The following is a 20,745-nucleotide window of genomic DNA, read 5'->3' as shown; positions in this document are numbered from 1 at the left end:
GCGCACGGCATTCCCCAGGCCTTTCGTATCCCCTCTCCGCCGCAGCCCGAGCCCCCGCGCCGAAGGCCAGTCCGGCCCTCTTCCGCGGCGCGGATAAGAACGGTTTTCCGGCCCTTTTCCGCGCGATTGCCTGTCCGGGGCCGCTCGACAATGCCTGCTCGGAGGTCGTCACCATGGACATGCAATACCAACTCAAGGCCGGCGCGTACTACCTGTACGACATGCGCGAGGCACCCAGCGCCGTCACCGGCGAGCGCCGCTTCAAGCTCAGGACCGAGACCGTGGCCATCGCGTTCGACCAGCACACCGGCCAGGTGCACCAGCACGGCACGCCCTCGCGCATCACCTCGTGGGCCAACAACACCCGCCGCCGCCTGCGCGCCGCGGGCGCCCTGCAGGCCGCCAACGACATCGTCGTCGTCTCGGGTCCGCTGCCCGTGGACGAACTCAACAAATGCCTCTGGATCTCCGGCTACTGCCGCCGCATGTTCTCGCGCCTGGCCAGCCTGCCGCACGGCAAGCTGCAGCGCGGCGGCAGCGCGCATCCGGATGGGTTCCGCAAGGCAGCATAAACAGGGACATCCCCCTGAGCGGCTTTGCCGCTTCCCCCTTCTCTCGCCGTGCTGCGCCCGGCGGGAAGGGGGACGACGCCAGCGGTCTGGCGAAGCCAGTCCCGCGGCGTCTGCTGGCTTGGCCTGCTCCGCGGCCTTCTGAGCGGTAAGGCTGCTGGCAGCACACAGGGCTTGCCCGGTAGGAAGGCCCTGCCTCACCAGCCAGTCCGTCACCGGGCTCAGCGGCTTTCGTTTCTACCGCCTGACCGTCACTTCCTGCTTTTCTCCCTCACACCGGATCGGGCTCGCCACCGTCGCCAGGCAGGTCCGCCGGCTGCACGGCAACGGTCGTGTCGGGGTGCTTGACGATGGTCACGGGCACGGGGCTCGCGTGCACCAGGGCCTGGGAGACGGAGCCCAGCAGCGCGCTGGCGATGGCGCCCTGGCCGCGGGCTCCGATCACGACGAGGCCGCACTGGGTGCGCTCGGCGATGTCCGCCAGCGTGGGGGCAACGTCGCCCACGCCCACTTCGGATTCGCAGGGCACGCCGGCCGCATCGACCAGGGCCCGCGCCGGGGCCATCAGGTGCAGGCCGGCCTCCAGGCTCGCAGCGGCGATGAGGTCGGGATCGCGCGAGACCACCATCTCGTAGAGGGTGGCGGGCTCCTGCACGTGCGCGAGCACGACGGAGGCCGCGAGGCCCTGGCGCGTGAGCGCCAGCGTGTGGCGCACGGCGTCGAGCGAGAGTTCGGAGCCATCGACGGCGACGAGGATCTTGAGCATGTTCGGGAATGTCCTTTCTTCTGGGGGCCGGCCGGAGGGCCGCGGAACGCGGCGCCGCTGCGGGCCAGTGTAGTGCCGGCGCGCAGGCGGCCGTCTGGGACAATCGCCCGATCATGCTTCAATTCGAACTTCTCGCGACCGATCCCGCCAGCCATGCGCGGCGCGGCACGCTCACGCTCAACCACGGGGTGGTGCAGACCCCCATCTTCATGCCGGTGGGCACCTACGGCACCGTCAAGGGCGTGATGCCGCGCAGCCTGCACGAGATGGGCGCGCAGATCATCCTGGGCAACACCTTCCACCTGTGGATGCGCCCGGGCCTGGACGTGATGCAGGGCTTCGGCGGCCTGCACGGCTTCGAGCAGTGGAACAAGCCCATCCTCACGGACTCGGGCGGCTTCCAGGTCTGGTCGCTGGGCGCGATGCGCAAGATCACCGAGGAAGGCGTGCATTTCGCGAGCCCGGTGAACGGCGACAAGCTCTTCATGTCGCCTGAAGTGAGCATGCAGATCCAGACCACGCTCAACTCCGACATCGTCATGCAGCTCGACGAATGCACGCCCTACGAGACCAAGGGCCACAAGACCACGGAGGCCGAGGCGCGCAAGTCGATGGAGATGAGCCTGCGCTGGGCGCGCCGCAGCCAGGACGAGTTCCACCGCCTGGGCAACCCCAACGCGCTCTTCGGCATCGTGCAGGGCGGCATGTACAAGAACCTGCGCCAGGAGTCGCTGGAACGACTCGTGGAGATGGACTTTCCCGGCTACGCCGTGGGCGGCGTGAGCGTGGGCGAGCCCAAGGACGAGATGCTGGACATCATGGCCCACACGCCGCACCGGCTGCCGGCCCACAAGCCGCGCTACCTGATGGGCGTGGGCACGCCGGAAGACCTCGTGCAGGGCGTGGCTGACGGCGTGGACATGTTCGACTGCGTGATGCCCACGCGCAATGCGCGCAACGGCACCATCTTCACGCGCCATGGCGACCTGAAGATCCGCAACGCCCGCCACAAGGCCGACCACCAGCCGCTGGACCCGACCTGCACCTGCCACGCCTGCGCGGGCACCGAGGGCGTGGCCTGGGCCGACGGCGGGCGCGGCGGCTTCAGCCGTGCGTACCTGCACCACCTCGACCGCTGCGGCGAGATGCTGGGCCCGATGCTCACCACCGTGCACAACCTGCACTACTACCTGAACCTCATGCGGGAGATCCGCGAATCGCTCGACGCGGGCCGCTTCGGCGAGTTCCGCGCCCGCTTCGCGGCCGACCGCGCGCGGGGCGTATAGGAAAGGAAAACGCGCAGGCCGGCAACCCATCGGCGGGCGGATCGGCCACGGCCTACGCCCTGCACCGCCGGGGCGGCCTTACCATGCGGCCATGCTGACCGTCCACCACCTCGAAACCTCCCGCTCCCAGCGCGTGCTCTGGCTCCTGGAAGAGCTGGGCGTGGCCTACGACCTGCGCCGCTACCAGCGAGACCCGCGCACCCGCCTCGCGCCGCCGGAGCTCAAGCGCATCCACCCGCTGGGCAAATCCCCCGTGATCGACGACGGCGGCGAGATCATCGCCGAGTCCGGCGCGATCATCGAGCACATCGCCGAGCGCTACGGCGCACAGGCCACGGGCGAGCTGGCCCACCTCGTGCCCCGGCCGGGCACGCCGGAACACCGGCAGTGCCGCTTCTGGATGCACTATGCCGAAGGCTCGCTCATGAACTGGCTCGTGATGAAGCTCGTCTTCAAGACCCTGCCCCTGCAGCCCATGCCGTTCTTCGCGCGGCCGGTGGCCTACTCCATCTGCGGCAAGGCGCAGAAGAAGCTGGTGGACCCGAACCTGCTCACGGCCCTCGCCTTCATGGAGGACCATCTCGCGCGCCATGCGTGGTTCGCGGGCGATGCGCTCACCATCGCGGACTTCCAGATGAGCTTCGCGGTGGAGGCCGCGATCGCGCGCGCCAGCGGCGCGGTCGAGTTCACCGCCCTGAAGGCCTACCGCGACCGCATCAACGCCCGCCCGGCGTACCAGCGTGCGATCGCGCAGGGCGGTCCGGTGGTGATGGGCTGAGGGCCGAAGGCGCATCCGCAAGGATAGGGAAGCGGCCCCTTGCCGGCCCGTCAGATGATGGGCACGCCGCCCGTCACCGCCACCGTCGCGCCCGAGATGAAGCTCGCCTGGTCGGACGCGAGCATCACGTAGGCCGGCGCCACCTCGGCGGGCTGGCCGGGACGCTGCAGCGGCACCTGCTTGCCGAATTCGCGCGCACGCTCGATCGGCATCGTGGACGGGATCAGCGGCGTCCAGATCGGGCCGGGCGCCACGCAGTTCACGCGGATGCCCTTGTCGGCCAGCAGCTGCGCGAGCCCGCCCGTGAAGTTCTGCAGCGCGCCCTTGGTGGAGGCGTACGCCAGCAGCGTCTTGTTGGGCTTGTCCGCGTTCACCGAAACGGTGTTGATGATCGCGCTGCCCGGTGGCATGTGCCGGGCCGCCGCCTTGCTCAGGTAGAACGTGGCATAGACGTTGGTGCGGAAAGTGCGGTCGAATTCCTCGGCCGAGATCTCGTCGATGCTCTCGTGCGCCATCTGGTAGGCGGCGTTGTTGACGAGGATGTCGATGCCGCCCAGGTCCTTCACCGCGCGGTCGATGACGGCATTGCAGTGGGCCTCTTCGCGGATGTCGCCCGGCACGCCGACCGCGCGGCGGCCTTCCGCGGTGACGAGCTCGAGGGTCTTGCGCGCGTCGCCCTCCTCCTCGGGCAGGTAGGCGATCAGCACGTCGGCGCCCTCGCGCGCGAAGGCCAGCGCCACCGCGCGGCCGATGCCGCTGTCGCCGCCCGTGATGACGGCCTTGCGGCCCTGCAGCCGGCCCGAGCCCTGGTACGACGCGGCGCCGTAGTCGGGCTGTGGGTGCATGTCGGTTTCGGCGCCGGGCGGCGTGAGCGGTTGCTGGTCCTTGAAAGGCGGGCGGGGGCCGGCGGTGCGGGGATCGAGGGGCATGGCTTCTCCTGCAAGCGAGGTCGTGATCGGCCTGCCAGTGTGGAAAATGCGGGCCCGTCGAGCCCGTAGGAAAAGGTTCTTCCTGCCTGTCGGCGGGCCCGTCCGAGGAGCGATCCCGGGCCTTATGCCGGGGCGGAACGCAGCGTGCCTTGCGGCAGGTGGAAGTGCGACACGGCATCGACCAGTTCACGGGCATGTGCGCTCATGTTCAAGGAGGCCGCGGCCATTTCCTCCACCATGGCCGCGTTCTGCTGCGTCACCTGGTCCATCTGCGACACGGCATCGCTGATCTGGGACGTACCCAGGCTCTGCTCGCCGCTCGCTGTGCTGACCTCGCCCATGAGGGCCGTCGCGCGCCGGACCGACTCCACCACCTGCTCCATGGTGGCCTCGGCCTTCGCCACCAGATCCGAGCCGTGCTGCACGTGCGAGACGCTGCTGTCGATCAACCCCTTGATCTGTTTCGCGGCATCGGCTGCCCTGCCGGCGAGGCCCCGCACCTCGCCGGCCACGACGGCGAAGCCGCGCCCCAGTTCCCCGGCCCGTGCCGCCTCCACCGCGGCATTGAGTGCCAGCAGGTTCGTCTGGAAGGCGATGCCGTCGATCACCGAGACGATGCCGGCGATCTGGCGCGCGCTGTCGTCCACGTCCCGCATGGTGCGCACCACCTGCTGCACCACCGCGACACCGTCGCCTGCCGTCGATGCTGCCTGCAGCGCGAAAGCGTTGGCACGAGCCAGGCTGTCCACGCTCTGCCGGACCGTGGAGCTGAGCTGCTCCATGGAAGCCGCGGTCTGCTGCAGCGCGCTCGCCTGCTGCTCGGTGCGCGAGGACAGATCCGTGTTGCCCTCGGATATCTGCGTGGATGCGCTGGCCACGCCGTGCGAGCACTGATGCACCTTGCGCACCATCCGCGCGAGGCTGTGCTGCATGGAGTGCAGCTGGGCCATGAGACTGGTGCTGTCTCCCTCGGCCAGGAGGATGGGCGCTGCCAGGTTGCCTCGCGCCACCTCCCGCGCCACCTCGGCAGCCGTATCCGGCTCGGCGCCGAGCGCGCGCGTGATGCCGCGGGTGATGAAGTACCCCGCCACGGCCGCGCACAGCACGCACAAAGCCACGATGGCGCACACGAGGCGGAGGTTGCGGGCATAGGCCGCTTCGCTGGCGGTGTACACCCTCTTCGTCTCCGAGAGTTGCAGGTCGATGAGCTTGCCCAGCACCTCCTGCAGCGGGTCCATGGCGGGATAGAGTTCCCGCGCAGCGAAGGCCCGCACGCCTTCGAGGTCGCCAGCCCGGACCAGGCCGAGCAGGCGGTCCGCGGCAGCGTCGGCCAGCGCCTGGCGCGGTGCGAACGCATTCACCAGGGCCTCTTCTTCCGCGACCAGCTTCGTGGCCAGGTAGGCGCTCCACTGCTCGCGGATCCGCTGCCGGGCCCGGAGCACCGACTGCTCGGCCTGCGCGGGAGTCAGCGCACCGTCGCGCACCTTGTGCGCCGTGTCCACGATGTCCACTGCATAAGCGTCGGAAACCAGCTTGAGCTGCTGCAGCGGCAGGACCCGGTCACGGTACACCGTGTCGAGCCCGTCCTCCGCGGCGCGCATTCCCAGCATGCCGATGGCGCCAACGGCGGCCATGCACAGGCAGAGGACCGACAGCAGCAGGGTCATCTTGGTGGCAATTTTCATGTGGCGAAAACTCATGGTCGCGCTTTCGTGGGCCCAGGAATGGGTCGTGGAACGGAGGGCACGACGATAGCGGCTTAATTGCTAAATTTGCTTACAGATTTATCGCTGTTGCCAATTTCAGGTGCTCTCCTACAGGCAGGCCCGAACTGCCGGCCAGCTGCGCCGATGGCGCTACGGGATATCGCGGAACGACTGCCCCATGAGTGCCCGCAGGTCCACCTTCCGGCAGGTGACGGCATCGGCGCCCGCTCCCACGGTCAGCAGGCGCCCGAGGCCGCTGCCCGAGCGCCGCGTGCCCTCCGAAGGCGTGGAGGGCTCGTGGCCGATCTCCGCCGTGGCATCTGCCGCGACCAGCGAGACCAGGCTGTCCACCAGGAAGCCGCGCAGCCGCTCGCCGTGCCGCACCACCAGCACCCGAGACTGCGCCGTGGGCTCCGCCGCGGCGCTGCCCAGCAGGGTGCGCAAGGAGAAAACCTCCAGCGGCCGGCCTTTGCGCTCGACCAGGCCGCACATGCCGCCGCCGGCAGCGTCCAGCCGCACGGCCGGCATCGCGTAATCGAGTATCTCCTCCACCTCGGCGAGCGGCGTGGCGCAGTCGCCCCCGGCCCGGTAGATGAGGAACGTGGTGCGTGCGCCGCCACGCGCCGCCTGCGGCCCGGCCTGAGCGCCTGCTGCGGCGGCGGGCCGGCTGTCGAGAAATGCGGCGACGACCGGATGGGCCAGCAGCCCGTCCACCCGCAGCACGGCGGCGATACCGTGCGCCGAAGTGCGCATTGCGCCGGCATAGCACCCGGGGTTCAGGCTGGCGCCGGCTCCCAGGGGCACCGTGGCGTCGGGCGTCGCTGCCTCCATGCCCAGCACGGCGTCCGCCTGCACGCCGATGCGCCGGTCACCGCGCTGCAACACCATGAGCAGGGGCTTCGACGCGCCCGGGGACGGGGCCCGGGCGCCGTCCGGCGCATCGCGTTCCATGCCGAGCAGCCGCTGCAGATCGACCACCGGCACATCGCAGCCGCGCCATGGCACGAGCCCGCGCAGCGGGCCGCCGGCCGCGAAGAACGCGCGCATGGGCGGCATCGGCAGGATGTCGGGCACATCGGCGAAATCGAAGGCCAGCACCTGGCCCTCCAGCGACGCGAGCGTATGCCGGCGCGTCGTCGTCGCCGCGGCGGCCTGCGCCGGGGTCGCGCCGGGCGCTCCCGCGGGAAGATCCAACGCGGGCGTCACGCCCGGCGTGCGCTCCAGCAAGACCGGCACCTGCAGTACCGGCAGGGCGCGGCTCTCGGGCTCCTGCGTGATCAACCAATGGCCGAACAGGCTGCCCTGCGCGCCGCCCAGGGGCGTGACGGCCGAAGGCGGCACGCGCAGCACGCCCGCGATGGTGTCCACGCCGATGCCCAGGCGACGGCCGCCATGCACGACCACCGCCACCTGGCGGCGCCGGCTTGCCGCGGCCGGGGCCACGACATCTGGATCCACCCCGTCGCCCGCCGGCGAAGTGGCGGGGGTAACGACGGGAGGTGCGGCAGGGGCCATCAGCCGCTGCAGGTCCAGCACTGGAACCAGCCTTCCCCGCAGCAGGAACATGCCCGCCATCAGCGGGGACGGCTCGGGCAGCGGAAGCAGTTGCTGCGGCATGTCCACCGCCTCGACCAGTTCGCTGGACGCGATGGCGATGTCCCGGCCCGCGGCGCGCACGACTCCGAAGTGCAGGACCGCCGCGCCGGCCGTCATGCGCCCACCCGCGCCGCAGGCGTCGCACCGCCCGCCGGATCCACGCCGGAGCGCATCGAGACCCGGGTCAGTTCATCCAGCAACTGGGCGACGCTGCGCGTGGCGGCGGTCTGCGCCTCGGTCGCGGTGTGGATGCCCGCGATGGACGCGGTCGTCTGGTCCACGCCCTGCACGATGCGCTCGAAGTTCTCTGCCGCCTGCGAGGAGATGTCGCCGCCCTGGCGCACGCGCGCCACCGATTCGGCGATGAGCTTGGTGATCTCGCGCGTCGCCTGCGACGACTTCTCGGCCAGCTTGCGCACCTCGTCGGCCACGACCGAGAAGCCCAGTCCGTGCTCTCCCGCCCGCGCGGCCTCGATGGCCGCGTTGAAGGCCAGCAGGTTGGTCTGGTTGGCGATGTCGCCGATCACCTGGATGATGGCGTTGATGTCGTCGGACGATTCCTGGATGGCCTTGGTGGCATCCAGGGAACGCAGCAGCGTCTGGCTGCCGCGCCGCGCCTCGGCCTGCGTCACGGCGGCCAGTTCGGTGGAGTGGCGCGTGGTGCGCGCAATCTCGCCGATGGTCTCCGTCAACTGCTGGATCGAGCGGCCCATTTCGGCGACCCGGCTTTGCACCAGCTGCTCGCGCTCGACCTGGTCGCTCACGTCGATGGCGTACTTGATGATCTTCACCGGATTGCCGTCGGGCCCGATGATGGGGTTGTAGGTCGCCTGGATCCACACCGGGTAGCCATGCTTGCTGATGCGCTTGTACAGGCCCGAATAGAACTCGCCGCGGCTGAGCCTGGCCCAGAAGTCGCGGTACTCCGACGAGCGCACGAAGTCAGGCTCGCAGAACATCTTGTGGTGCTGCCCCACGATCTCCCGCAGGGTGTAGCCCATCGCGTCGAGAAAATTGGCATTGGCATGCAGCACATTGCCCTCCAGGTCGAACTCGATGACGGCCTGCGCACGGGACATGGCATTGACCTTGCCCTGGTATTCGGCGTTGCGCATCTGCTCCGCGGTGATGTCGGTGGCATATTTGACGACCTTCACCTGCCGGCCCTCGCCGTCGAAGATGGGGTTGTACGATGCCTGCAGCCACACCTCGCGCCCGTTCCTGGCCACGCGGCGGTACACGCCGGCCTCGAACTCGCCGTCGCCCAGCTTGCGCCAGAAGTCCCGGTAGGCCGGGCTCGCGGCGTGTTCGGGCTGGCAGAAGTGGCGGTGGTGCCGGCCCTGCACCTCGTCCAGCGTGTAGCCCATCGTGTCGAGGAACGCCTGGTTGGCCGCCAGCACCGTGCCATCGAGCGCGAATTCGACCACTGCCATGGAGCGGCCGATGGCCTCGACGCGGCCGGCGTTCTCGGTGTTGCGCTGCTTGGCGTCGGTGACGTCGGTGGCGTACTTGACCACCTTCACCGGCCGGCCGTCCTCGTCGAGGATGGGGTTGTAGGACGCCTGGATCCACACGTCCTGCCCGTTCTTGCGGATGCGGCGGTACTCGTTGCTCTGGAATTCCCCGGCGGCCAGCCGCTCCCAGAATTCTCTGTACTCGAGGCTGCGCACATGCTCGGCGTCGCAGAAGATGCGGTGGTGCACTCCCTCGATCTCCTCGGCGCTGTAGCCGAAAATGTCCAGGAAGTTCCGGTTGGCCTTGAGCACGTGGCCCTTCAGGTCGAACTCGATGATGGCCATGGAACGGTCGATGGCATTCCTGTGGCCCTCGTACTCCCGCAGGGCGGCGCGCTGGTCCGAGACGTCTTCCAGCAGCAGCACGAGCTGCCGTACCGCGGCGTCCTCGCCCCGCAGCATGAAGGCCTGCGTGCGCGTCACGCAGTTCCGCTTCCAGCTGCCGAAATGGCGGCCGGTGGCGACCCGCACCGGCTCGGCGGCATCCGGGGCGAAGCAGGCATCCAGCCATTCCGCTGCCCGGGGAAAGCAGCTGCGGTAGTGGTGGCCCACCACGTCGCCTTCCGCATGCTGGCTCATCTCGAGAAACCCGGGATGGACCGCCACCACATGGCCCCGTGCGTCCAGTTCGATGGAAGGCTGCGACGCCCGGATGGCTTGGGCGAAGGCGACGAGCATGTCGCTGGAAGCGGAGGCAGGCAGGGGAGACATGGAGAGATCCTGGAAAAGAACGCAAAATTGATGCAGTCAGCCCCAAATTATTCAAGAAACCATCAATTCATGCTGATCGTCATTTTTGAATCTCCCTATTTGAGTGTTTATTTTTATCATTTATTGCCAAAAGCCCTCGCAATCCTTTACCCTGGTCCTACAGACGCCCGGTCGTTTGTCCTGCTGCCTGTGCGCTGCCTGTTCCACACGCATGGCAGAAACGCGCAAAGGCGCTCTTGCGCGTGCGGCAGTTTCCGCAGCGGTCGAACAGCCCGATGCCGCAGTGCGGACAGAAATCGATCGTCTCGTTCTTCAGATCGACCGGCCGCTCGCACCCCGGGCACACGCCCTTGGCCAGGCGCGCCAGGGCGACGTCGTAGCTCAGTTCCTCGCGCCGCTGCGCGTCGGGCAGCGCCTCGGCCTGCCGCTGGCGCTCGAGGTAGCGGTTCAGCGCCAGGATGGCGTAGCGCCCCACCAGCACGGTCACCACGATGCCCACGGCATAGCGCACGTATCCGCCGTAGCTGGGCAGGTAGGGCACGAGCTCGACGAAGAACGCGAACAGCGCGAAAAAGATGAAGCCCCAGACGAACGGCCACCACGTGCTCTGGCGCTTCTTCGCGAACAGCCAGCCCGCGACCAGCAGCAGCGGCAGCGTGAGCGCGAGCCGGTAGAGGAACACCCGCAGCTCCACCTTGCGCTGGGCCGCCCGCATCCGTTCGTAGCCGGCTGACTCCATCTGCTCCAGGCGCTGGCGCGCGGCCGCCGCGGCCTGGCGGGCATCGAGCGCGGCCTGCTGCTGGGCCTCCACCGCCCGTTGCGCCTGGCGCTCGCGGGCCTTCAAGGCATCCAGTTCCTGCGTGCGGGCCACCACCTCGGGGTTGTGCTCAGACTGCTGGGTGGCGCTGCGCGTGGCGATCCAGTTGTTGAAGCTCTCGTGCGCCGCCTGGCTCTCGCTGCGCGCCTTGCTGCGCTGCAGCTGGGCCTGCTCCAGTGCCGCCTGCGCCTGCCGCTCGGCCCCGTCGGATGCGCGCACCTCGTTGCGCAGCGCCTCCGCGGCGGGCCGGTCCAGGAAATCATCGAGCTGCAGCGGCGCCTCCACGCGCGGCAGGTCGCCCACCAGCGTGCCGCCCAGCCCGATGAGGAAGCTGGCGAACACCAGCGACACCAGCCACAGGCCGCGGCGAAACCACTTTTCGGACAGGCGCAGGGATTTGCCCATGTCGGACTCCTTGTGTTGATCCATTCGTTCGAAGAGGGCACCGATCATGCGGTGCTCAGGGAGAGCGGTCCAGCGAGAGCGTGGACACCTCCGATCCCAGTCCGGCCCGGGGCATCCATGCCAGCACGGAATCGACGGTGACGGTCGCGATGCGGTCGGCGAAGCGGTCCCGGGACGGATGGTCGTCGAAGGCCACGTTGGCCGCGGTGACGCGCCCGCCCAGCCGGGTGAGCGGCCCGATGCGCAGCACCGCGGGCTCGTATCCCCGGGCGCGCAGCCAGGCCTGCGCCTGGGCACGCGTGCGGACGGCCCCGGGCTCCATGGCCATCGCCAGCGTCTCCAGCGCCCACTGGTTGGACTGCTGGTAGCGCGTGCCCCAGGCATAGCCCACCATGCTGTAGGCCGGCTGGTGCATTGCAAGCGTGCCCGCGCGCCCGGCCAGCACCGCGGCCAGCCGCGCCTGCGCCTCGGGCGCGGGCACCAGCCACACGGCCTCGTGCCGCCACAGATCGTCCAGGAAGAATTCGCCCAGGCCCTGGCGGTAGAGGGAGCCCACCGCAGTGCCGCAGTCGTTGAGCTTGTGCGCCACGCGCCAGGCCCCCTCGGGCGTGCGGTAGGCCCAGCCCATGTGCGAGTAATGCACGCCGTATTTCGACAGGTCCTGCCCCGCGCGGGCCAGCAGCACGACGCGCGCGCCGGAGCGCTGGTGCTCCGCATCGAGCGCCTGCGCAGTGCGCTCGGCCAGCAGCATGCCGCGTTCGATGGCCTGCGGCGTAGGCTTGCGCGCCTCGCAGGAGCGGCCGGCGTGCGCGGTGGACCCCATCGCCAGCGCAGCGGCCAGCAGGAGCCGGGCAGCGCCCACGGCGGCAGGGCGCATCACGGTGCGGAAGGAAACCATGGCCGGCACGCTCACAACCGCTCGTTGTGCAGCAGCGCCCGGCCCAGCGCATTGGGCACGAACGCCAGTACCTCGCCCGCTGCCGACAGCACCACGCCCGTGCCGATGACGCTGCAGGTGACGGCGGAGCCCACGCCCGCCGCGATGCCCGAGGCAGCGCGCCCCGCCACCTCCACGCTCACGCGGGCGCCGTCGGAGGCACGCTCCAGCACATAGACCGTGCCGGCGGCCGACGCCTCCACCGCGCGCACCGTGAGCACCGCGCCGGCCACCGAAAGCGCCACAGGCACGGTGGCCACCGCGCCGACTGCCGCGGATCCGACGGACGCCGTTCCCACGACCGACGCCACGGGCAGCATCGACAGCGCGAAGGAAGCATCGCTCTGCGCCCGCGCTGGCGGCGCCGACACGATGGCGGCGCTGGCGAGGGCCAGCCCCGCCAGCCAGCGCCCGGGCCCCCACCCACGTGGGGAAGTTGTGACCTGAAGTAGCAAGGGCCGGTATAAAAAACGCGACATGGCAGTCTCCCGGGTTCAGTTCATGGCGCGGTCAGGGCGCGCTTCGCCAGTGGGGGCCTCGGGCAGGGAAGAGGCGGCTGCCGGCGCCTGCATCGCTTCGCGGCGGCCCAGCAACCGCGCTTCGGCCAGGTCGGCCTCGTGGCGGTCGCGCAGCATCTTGGCCAGCGTGAATGCGGTCGTCAGCAGGTAGAGCCAGCTCACGCCCAGGAAGGCCTTGTAGGTGGGCGAGATGTCCATGCCCCACAGGCCCCATCCGGTCAGTCCCACCGCCACGGCGAAGCCGCCCCAGACCACCAGCTTGAAGAGCGGCGTGTCGCCCGCCCCGCGCCGCGGAGCGGCCTGGTTGTCGCGCACGAACTTGGCAAGCATGAACACCGCGGAAAGGCAGAAGACATAGCCCATCACCATGAAGATCTGTTCCAGCCGCTCGCCCGGCAGCCAGGCCAGGCCCACGGTGCAGCAGAACGCGGCGATGCCGAACGACACCCAGACCTGCAGCTGCCAGGCGGCCGTATCGCGCTGGACCAGGGGCGTGGAAGACGAAGCAGGGAAGGAGGCGGAAGGACGTGGCATGGAAGCGGGGGCTTGCGGCCCGTGGTGGAACATGGGCGGCATCATGTCCACCGCGCCGGCACGCGGGCTTCACGAAGCGGTTCAGTGGCGGCGCCTCGGACGACTGGTATCGCCAGGCGATACTTTTTTACGGAATCTCCCATCCGCCTCCCGTTTGCACGACGGCGCCGTCTCCGTTAGCCTGCGCCCTTCACAAAGACAACGCTTTCGGAGAAGACACCCTATGCCTGCCCAGCCCCTGCTGCCCCTCGTCCCCCGCGCCGCTGGCGCACTCCTCTGCGGCTTCGCCGCATCCGCCCTGGCGGGTGTCATTCCCGGCACCGGCACCGCGCCTTCGGCCTCCCAGCTGGGCGCCACGGACGCGGTGGCCATGCAGCGCTCGGCCAGCCACCGGGGCCATGTGCTGCTCACGCCCTACTTCACGGCCCAGAACGGACAGGCGACGGTATTGCATCTCGTCAACACGGACCCTGACAACGGCAAGGCGATCAAGCTCCGCCTGCGCGGTGCCGCCAATGGCGACAGCTTGTTGTCCATGACCATTCTGCTCAAACCCGCAGACATCTGGACCGGCGCGATTACGGCAGGCGCGGACGGGCGCGCGCAAATCACGACGACCGATGAATCCTGTAGCGTACCCCGGCTGGCCACTGGCGTTCCGCAATCGCTCGGGACCGACCGCCTCAATCCCGCGCTCTCGCAGGCCGAGCGCGCCAACCAGACGCGCGAAGGAACTGTAGAGGCCATCCTGACAGCCGACATCCCCACCAAATACAGGCTCAATGCGGACGGAAGCATTGAGTCCCCACTGTGGAAGGCCCTCAATCCGGTCTACAAGCGAGACTGCAATGATCCGGCACTGGACGCTGCAACGCTGCAGGACATCGGCGACGAGGCCACCGCCGCCGCTCTGGGCTTCGCAACGCCGTCGGGGGGTATCAGCGGCACCTGGTACATCATCGATGTTCCGGGTGCCACCACGTTTTCCTCGGCCATGACGGCATTGGAGGCCGTCAACGCAGCAGGGCAGCCAGCGCGCGGCAATTACATGCAGTTTCCGGCCACCGAGCAGGCCATCGACCAGCCCGAGCGTTACACATCCGATCCGCTGCTGGTTTCGGCCATGCTCTCCGGCCGCGTGAAAAGTGTCGACGGCGTGGTGTCGGAACCTACGGCCACAGCCGTGGTGCAAGCCCGGGCGTACGATTTTCCCGATCTCTCCACCCCCTTCCGGCTGCCTGCATCGCCGGCAAACGCAGCCCGCACGGCATACGAGGTGTCGCGCGCGTTGACAGCCACTGAAATTTCCAATCAGTTCTCGGTGGAAAAGTCGATTTCCGCCCAAACCGACTGGGTCTTCAGCATGCCGACGACGCGCTACAGCGTGGGCATGGACTACACGACCAGGCAGCCCACCTACTCAGCCGTCCCTCCGGCTGGAGAGGGACCGCAGCACGTCCATTCACAAAACACCACCGTTCAAAACGGTCGGGTGTGCTTCGGCTACCAACTCATTTATGACTACACGCGCGCTGGCAAACAGGGCCAGGGCGACGTTGGGGATCCGAAGTTTTGCGGCGCTGCCACCGTCGTGCCGATCCATCAGCGCGACCTTACCACCACGTTCACGCCGTCGATGCTGTCGGCCTCCGTCGCGCTGTGGCTGCGGGAACTGCCGAATTTCCTGGAGACGACTGGCTGGGCACGAGTGGTACCCGGAGCTGACGTGGCACCGGTGATAGGACATGCCTTCATCAAGCTTGTCAACCCATCGGTTGCACCCGGCATGGCTGCCAGCTACGGCCTGCTGTATCCCCACATCGTCACCCGCCCGCGACCGTAGCCTGCGGCACCGGCCGGTCGCCGCCCTGCGGATGACCAGCCGGTGCAACGAATGCGTGGGCCGCTCCATGGTCAAGCCCGATCCCATCGGTTAGGCTGCAGCCTCCCATCGGACAAGACCCAAGGAGGAGCCCATGCCCGCACCGAACTTCGCCCGTACCGCGGGCGTTCTATTGCTCTGCGGCTGCGGATTCGCCGCGCCCACCCTGGCCGGCGTGGTGGCCGGCACCGGCAGCGCACCGTCGCGCACCCAGCTGGGCGCGACGGATGCGGTCGCCCTGCAGCCCGCCAGCAACCAGCTCGGCCACGTGCTGCTGGTGCCCTACTTCACCGCGCAGCAGGGCCAGATGACGGTGCTGCACCTGGCGAACACGGATCTCTCCAACGGCAAGGCCATCAAGCTGCGCGTGCGCGGCGCCGCCAACGGCGACAGCCTGCTCTCCATGACGCTGCTGCTCTCGCCCGGCGACATGTGGACCGGGGCCATCACGGCCGGGGCAGACGGCCGCGCGCAGATCACCACCGCGGACGGCTCCTGCACGTCGCCGCAACTCGTGGCCGGGGTTTCCCAGCCGTTCGCCACCGACCGGCTCGACCCTGCCCTGGGCGCGGCCGACCGCGCCAGCCACACGCGCGAAGGCTCCATCGAAGCCATCGTCGCCGCCGACATTCCCTCGGCGGCGGTGTACGGCACCAATGGCCAGGAGCGCTCGGCACTCTTCACGGCGATCCGCCAGGTGTCGGAAGTGGCGCCGTGCACGGGGTCGGCCATCGATGCCGCCCTGCAGCAGGACGCTGGCGACGAGGTCACCGCTGCCGCCCGCGGCTTCGCCACGCCATCGGGCGGCGTGGGGGGCACCTGGTACATCATCGACGTGCCCGGCGCGACCACGTTCTCTTCCCCGATGACCACGCTGCAGGCCGTGAACGCTGCCGGACAGCCGGGGCGCGGCAACTACGTGCTGTTCCCGCCCACCGACCAGGCGATCGCCCAGCCCGAGCGCTTCACGGCGGACCCGCTGCTGGTGTCGGCCGGCTTCGCCTCGCGGCAGAAGGATATCGACGGCACGTCCACCGTGCCGACCATGAGCGCCGTGATCCAGGCGCGCGCCTACGACCTGCCCGATCTTTCCACGCCCTACCACCTGCCGGCGTCGGAGGCCAATGCCCGCAGGACGGCCACCGAGGTCTCGGAACTGCTCAACGCGCGCGAGGTGCGCAACCAGTACGCGCTCGAATCCTCGATCACCGCGCAGACGGACTGGGTGTTCGCCATGCCCACCAAGCGTTACAGCGTGGCCATGGACTATGCGGCCGGCGCGCGCACGTTCTCGGTGGTGCCGCCGGCCGGCACCGGCGACCAGTTCTTCCACTCCGACAACACCACGGTGTCCGGCAACCAGGTGTGCAGCGCCAACGGCAACTGGTCGTTCCTGGTGTTCTCGCGCGAGGCCACGGTGTCCACCAACGGCGCAGCCATCCCCTCCACGCTGCCCCTGGTGCCTCGCCTGTGCGGCACCGTGTCGGTGGCGGCGTTCAACAACGTCTCGCCGCTGTCCAGCACCATCGCCCGCGCCCCTCTGCGCAACGGCTTCCAGTCCGGCTGGGCCGCGCTGCAGATCCCCGATCCCGCCGGCCTGCCGGTGACCGGCGCCGCGTTCATCAAGCTCACCAATCCCGGCGTCGCGGCGGGCCTGGCGGGCCGCTACGGCCTGATCTACCCGCACATGGTCCGCCAGCCCTGACGGCGGCGCAGCGGCGGCCTGCCGCTGCCGTCAGATGGCCAGCGGCAGCTCCGTGGTGGACACCACGTTGCGCAGCGCCATGAACGAGCGCACCTGCCGCACGCCCGGCAGGTAGAGCAACTGCTCCGCGTGCAGGCGGTTGAAGCTGTCGCTGTCGCGCGTGCGCACCAGCATGAAATAGTCGAACTCGCCCGTCACGAGGTGGCACTCCATGCAGCCCGAGATCTGCGCGGCGGCCTTCTCGAACGCGGCGAAGGACTCGGGCGTGGAGCGGTCCAGCACCACGCCGATCATCACCAGCATGCCCGCGCCCACCGCGCGCGGATGCAGCAGCGCGACCGTGCGGTCGATCAGGCCCAGGCGCTTGAGGCGCTCCACGCGGCGCAGGCAGGCCGGCGGGCTCAGGTGCACCTTGGCGGCCAGCGCCACGTTCGACACGGACGCATCGCGCTGCAGCGCGCGCAGGATGGCGCGGTCCGTGCGGTCGATGTCCGCGGGCGGTGGGGCGGGGGGAGCGGCCGGCGGCTCGGCGGCGGCGCTGGCCCTGCGTAATTTTGTTGCACACATGGTCGATTCCACAAAATAAAAAAAGGCCATTTGCGGCCATCCATGCATTCGATGAATGCTTTTGCGCCTGCATTTGCAACCCTGTTTCCCGCGCATTTTCCTACGATGCAGTCAACGGCGCACGGCCCTCGCGGGCCACGTACCGGACCTGGGACCCGCCCTCTTCCGTTTTTCTTTCCGCCCCTGGCACCGCATCCATGAACCTGCAGAAATTCCCCCGCCACGCCCTCACTTTCGGCCCCACGCCCATCCATCCGCTCAAGCGCCTGTCCGCACACCTGGGCGGCAAGGTGGAGCTCTACGCCAAGCGCGAGGACTGCAATTCCGGCCTCGCCTTCGGCGGCAACAAGACCCGCAAGCTCGAGTACCTGATCCCCGAGGCGATCGAGGGCGGCTACGACACGCTGGTGTCCATCGGCGGCATCCAGTCCAACCAGACCCGGCAGGTGGCCGCGGTGGCGGCCCACCTGGGCATGAAGTGCGTGCTGGTGCAGGAGAACTGGGTGAACTACTCCGATGCGGTCTATGACCGCGTGGGCAACATCGAGATGTCGCGCATCATGGGCGCCGACGTGCGGCTGGACGCCGCGGGCTTCGACATCGGCATCCGCCCGAGCTGGGAGCAGGCCATGGAAGACGTGCGCCGCGCCGGCGGCAAGCCCTTCCCCATCCCCGCGGGGTGTTCCGAGCATCCGCGCGGCGGCCTGGGCTTCGTGGCCTTCGCCGAGGAAGTGCGCCAGCAGGAGAAGGAACTGGGCTTCCAGTTCGACTACATCGTCGTGTGCTCGGTCACCGGCAGCACGCAGGCGGGCATGGTGGTGGGCTTCGCGGCCGACGGCCGTGCGGACCGCGTGATCGGCATCGACGCCTCCGCCAAGCCGGAGCAGACGCGCGAGCAGATCCTGCGCATCGCGCGCAACACGGCGGAACTCGTGGAACTGGGCCGCGAGATCACCGACGCCGACATCGTGCTCGACACGCGCTACGGCGGCCCCGAGTACGGCCTGCCCAACGAGGGCACGCTGGAAGCCATCCGCCTGTGCGCACGGCAGGAGGGCATGCTCACCGATCCGGTGTACGAGGGCAAATCCATGCACGGGATGATCGACATGGTGCGCAACGGCGAATTCCCGGAAGGCTCGCGCGTGCTCTACGCCCACCTGGGCGGCGTGCCGGCGCTCAACGCCTACAGCTTCCTGTTCCGCAACGGCTGAAGCCCGACGCGGCCCCGCGCCTGTCCCACCGTTCCCCGCCGGAAGGAGTTCCGATATGACGAAGTACCTGCCGGCGCTGCGGCGCACCGGTGCCGCACTCCTCATGGCCATCGCGGCCTCGGGCGCGGTGCCCGCCGCGCATGCCGAGGGCTACCCTGCCAGGCCCGTCCAGCTCGTCGTTCCCTTCCCTCCCGGCGGGGCCGTGGACATCGTGGGCCGGCTGATCGGCAAGCCGCTGGGCGACGCCCTGGGCCAGCCGGTAGTGGTGGAGAACAAGGCCGGCGCGGGCACCATCGTGGGGGCGGCCTTCGTCGCCAATGCGCCGACCGACGGCTACACACTGCTGATCAGTTCGGGATCGACGTTCACCGGCAACCCCGCTCTCAACCCCAGGCTGCCGTACGACCCGGTGCGCAGCTACGAACCCATCGGCATGGTGGCGCGCGTGCCGCTGGTGCTGCTGGCCCACCGCGACGTGCCGGCCCGCAACCTGGCGGAGGTGATCGCCGCGGTGAAGCGCACGCCCGACAAGTTTTCCTACGGGTCGTTCGGCAACGGCACCACGGGCCATTTCGCGGGCGAACTGCTCTGGGCCGCCACCGGCATACGGCCGATGCACGTGCCTTACCGCGGCAGCGCGCCGGCCATGGCGGACCTGATGGGCGGGCAGATTCCCTTCACAGTCGATACGGTGGCCGCCGCGCTGCCGCAGCTGAAAGCGGGCAAGATCAAGGCCATCGCGGTCATGGGCGCCACGCGCGCGACGCAATTGCCCGACGTGCCCACGGTGGCGGAAAGCGGCTTCCCGGGATTCGCCGCGGACTCCTGGCTGGCCGTCGTCGCGCCGCGCGGACTGCCAGCCGATGCCAGGGCCAGGCTGCAGAAGGCCCTGGGCGAGGCGATGGCGGCGCCCGAGGTCCGCAGCAAGCTCATCGCCAGCGGGCTGGAGCCCGCCTATGAACCCGCCGATGCCGTGCAGTCGCGCATCGAGGATGAATTGCCACGCATGCGTGCCATCGCCCAGCGCGCGAACATCCGTGCCGAATGAGATGCACGAGGACTGTAGGCGAAATTCGCCTATTTCCTCATTTTCCGCCAGAAAATTCATCATTTTCAGCAATTTATTTTCAATTGCATAACAATCCGTTACTTCGCTGTGCGGCCGGTTTCGGCAAGGCCCCGGGGCGTCCCATGACCTTCCCAGGAAGTAACACCATGAACATCTTTCGCGACATGAAATTGGGCACCATGCTGGGTGCCGGCTTTTCCACCCTCATCCTCCTGGGACTGGTTCTCGCCTCTGTCGGCAAACTGCAGCTGGGTGCGGTTTCCGAAGACGTGGACCTGCTCACCTCGGACCGCATCGGCAAGGTGACCCAGGTGCAGGAGCTCAAGGACAACGTCAATCTCGTGGCCCGCAGCGTGCGCAACATCGCCCTGCTGGAAAACCCGCAGCAGATGGAAGCGGAAAAGCAGCGGATCGACAAGGCGACCGCCCGCAATTCGGAAATATTCGAAAAGCTGGGGACTACCATCCAGTCGCAGCGCGGCCGGGAAATACTGCAGCAGCTCCTGCAGGCCCGCGCACCCTATGCCGCTGCCGTCAACAAGGCTGTGGATCTCGGATTGAAGAATGACGCGGCCGCAGCCCGGGACGTGCTGCTGAACGAAGTCCGCCCGCTGCAGCGCACCTACTTCCAGGCCATGGAAGACCTGAGCGTCTATCAGCAGCAACTGATGGCCGACACCGGCACGGAAGCCCGGGAGCAGGCCACCAGCGCCGGCCGGCTGATGCTGGTCCTCGCCGCCGTCTCGACGGCGCTCGGCGCACTGCTGGCCTGGTCGATCACACGGCGCGTGAAGGGCCAGCTCGGCGGTGAACCCGCCTATGCCGCACAGATCGCCCAGGAAGTCGCCCGCGGCAACCTCGCCGTCCACGTCGACCTGCGCCCCGGCGACTCCTCCTCCGTCCTCGCCGCCATGGGATCCATGCGCGCCAACCTCGCCCAAGTCGTCTCCGAAGTCCGCCACAGCAGCGAATCCATCGCCACCGGCGCATCCCAGATCGCCACCGGCAACGCCGACCTCAGCCAGCGCACCGAGGAGCAGGCCTCCAACCTTGAGGAAACCGCCGCATCCATGGAGCAGATGAACTCCACCGTCAAGCAGAACGCCGACACCGTACGCACCGCATCCCAGCTCGCCTCCTCCGCTTCCGCCACCGCCGCGCGCGGCGGCGAGGTCGTCGGCAACGTCGTGCGCACCATGCAGGACATCACCGACTCCTCCCGCAAAATCGGCGACATCATCG

At 68.9% G+C, this 20,745-nt stretch carries 18 protein-coding genes; 8 read left to right on the top strand and 10 right to left on the bottom strand.

What is annotated here, in order from left to right; all coding sequences use genetic code 11:
• The first annotated feature begins 173 nt into the window (after positions 1–173).
• Positions 174–572 carry a hypothetical protein gene (locus tag T336_RS0120600; protein ID WP_019704046.1) on the top strand — a complete coding sequence of 133 codons (399 nt, stop codon included), beginning with the start codon at positions 174–176 and terminating at the stop codon, positions 570–572.
• A 268-nt stretch (positions 573–840) separates the two neighbouring features.
• Here T336_RS0120600 and T336_RS0120595 read toward each other — a convergent pair whose 3' ends face one another.
• The gene (locus T336_RS0120595) at positions 841–1,335 is read right to left on the bottom strand and encodes a universal stress protein (RefSeq protein ID WP_026433950.1); all 495 of its coding nucleotides are present in this window, start codon (positions 1,333–1,335) and stop codon (positions 841–843) included.
• Between the two features lie 113 nt (positions 1,336–1,448).
• Between T336_RS0120595 and tgt the strand changes: the two genes are divergently transcribed.
• Together tgt and T336_RS0120585 are read left to right on the top strand one after the other, a co-directional pair.
• Positions 1,449–2,621: a tRNA guanosine(34) transglycosylase Tgt gene (gene tgt / locus T336_RS0120590; protein ID WP_026433949.1), complete on the top strand. Its 1,173-nt coding sequence runs from the start codon at positions 1,449–1,451 to the stop codon at positions 2,619–2,621.
• A 91-nt stretch (positions 2,622–2,712) separates the two neighbouring features.
• Positions 2,713–3,399, top strand: coding sequence for a glutathione S-transferase family protein (locus T336_RS0120585; protein WP_026433948.1), 687 nt, complete (start codon positions 2,713–2,715; stop codon positions 3,397–3,399).
• 50 nt (positions 3,400–3,449) lie between these two features.
• On the opposite strand, the gene T336_RS0120580 is transcribed toward T336_RS0120585, so the two are convergent.
• The 8 genes from T336_RS0120580 to T336_RS0120545 form a co-directional block, all read right to left on the bottom strand.
• Entirely contained in the window at positions 3,450–4,328 is an 879-nt protein-coding gene (locus T336_RS0120580; protein WP_026433947.1) for an SDR family oxidoreductase, read from the bottom strand.
• A gap of 122 nt (positions 4,329–4,450) precedes the next feature.
• Positions 4,451–6,013, bottom strand: a complete 1,563-nt coding sequence (locus T336_RS0120575; RefSeq protein WP_244884004.1) for a methyl-accepting chemotaxis protein — start codon at positions 6,011–6,013, stop codon at positions 4,451–4,453.
• 171 nt (positions 6,014–6,184) lie between these two features.
• Positions 6,185–7,747 carry a chemotaxis protein CheW gene (locus T336_RS0120570; protein ID WP_026433945.1) on the bottom strand — a complete coding sequence of 521 codons (1,563 nt, stop codon included), beginning with the start codon at positions 7,745–7,747 and terminating at the stop codon, positions 6,185–6,187.
• The gene (locus tag T336_RS0120565; RefSeq protein ID WP_026433944.1) at positions 7,744–9,855 is read right to left on the bottom strand and encodes a methyl-accepting chemotaxis protein; all 2,112 of its coding nucleotides are present in this window, start codon (positions 9,853–9,855) and stop codon (positions 7,744–7,746) included. The genes T336_RS0120570 and T336_RS0120565 overlap by 4 nt, the downstream gene beginning before the upstream one ends.
• 157 nt (positions 9,856–10,012) lie before the next feature.
• Complete coding sequence (locus T336_RS0120560; RefSeq protein WP_026433943.1) at positions 10,013–11,077, bottom strand: zinc ribbon domain-containing protein; 1,065 nt, start codon at positions 11,075–11,077, stop codon at positions 10,013–10,015.
• A 55-nt stretch (positions 11,078–11,132) separates the two neighbouring features.
• Positions 11,133–11,975 carry a DUF2145 domain-containing protein gene (locus T336_RS0120555; protein WP_084151483.1) on the bottom strand — a complete coding sequence of 281 codons (843 nt, stop codon included), beginning with the start codon at positions 11,973–11,975 and terminating at the stop codon, positions 11,133–11,135.
• 11 nt (positions 11,976–11,986) lie between these two features.
• Complete coding sequence (locus T336_RS0120550; RefSeq protein ID WP_026433941.1) at positions 11,987–12,493, bottom strand: hypothetical protein; 507 nt, start codon at positions 12,491–12,493, stop codon at positions 11,987–11,989.
• Between the two features lie 15 nt (positions 12,494–12,508).
• Positions 12,509–13,066: a YiaA/YiaB family inner membrane protein gene (locus tag T336_RS0120545; RefSeq protein ID WP_035226737.1), complete on the bottom strand. Its 558-nt coding sequence runs from the start codon at positions 13,064–13,066 to the stop codon at positions 12,509–12,511.
• A gap of 223 nt (positions 13,067–13,289) precedes the next feature.
• On the opposite strand from T336_RS0120545, the gene T336_RS0120540 reads away from it, so the two are divergent.
• Positions 13,290–14,909 (top strand): hypothetical protein, encoded by a 1,620-nt coding sequence (locus T336_RS0120540; protein WP_026433939.1) that lies wholly within the window; start codon positions 13,290–13,292, stop codon positions 14,907–14,909.
• Between the two features lie 133 nt (positions 14,910–15,042).
• Positions 15,043–16,653 (top strand): hypothetical protein, encoded by a 1,611-nt coding sequence (locus tag T336_RS0120535; protein WP_026433938.1) that lies wholly within the window; start codon positions 15,043–15,045, stop codon positions 16,651–16,653.
• Positions 16,654–16,683: 30 nt separating this feature from the next.
• On the opposite strand, the gene T336_RS0120530 is transcribed toward T336_RS0120535, so the two are convergent.
• On the bottom strand, positions 16,684–17,220 hold the full coding sequence (locus T336_RS0120530) for an Lrp/AsnC family transcriptional regulator (protein WP_026433937.1): 537 nt from the start codon (positions 17,218–17,220) through the stop codon (positions 16,684–16,686).
• Positions 17,221–17,417: 197 nt separating this feature from the next.
• On the opposite strand from T336_RS0120530, the gene T336_RS0120525 reads away from it, so the two are divergent.
• The 3 genes from T336_RS0120525 to T336_RS0120515 form a co-directional block, all read left to right on the top strand.
• Complete coding sequence (locus T336_RS0120525) at positions 17,418–18,434, top strand: 1-aminocyclopropane-1-carboxylate deaminase (RefSeq protein ID WP_019704064.1); 1,017 nt, start codon at positions 17,418–17,420, stop codon at positions 18,432–18,434.
• A 55-nt stretch (positions 18,435–18,489) separates the two neighbouring features.
• Positions 18,490–19,482, top strand: a complete 993-nt coding sequence (locus T336_RS0120520; protein WP_026433936.1) for a Bug family tripartite tricarboxylate transporter substrate binding protein — start codon at positions 18,490–18,492, stop codon at positions 19,480–19,482.
• 167 nt (positions 19,483–19,649) lie between these two features.
• A partial coding sequence (locus T336_RS0120515; protein ID WP_035226734.1) for an MCP four helix bundle domain-containing protein occupies positions 19,650–20,745 on the top strand: 1,096 nt, incomplete at its 3' end.

Origin of the sequence: Paracidovorax oryzae ATCC 19882, from assembly GCF_000687165.1 — a bacterium.
GTDB classification, from domain to species: domain Bacteria; phylum Pseudomonadota; class Gammaproteobacteria; order Burkholderiales; family Burkholderiaceae_C; genus Paracidovorax; species Paracidovorax oryzae.
This window is presented reverse-complemented; position numbering and strand designations above follow the sequence as displayed.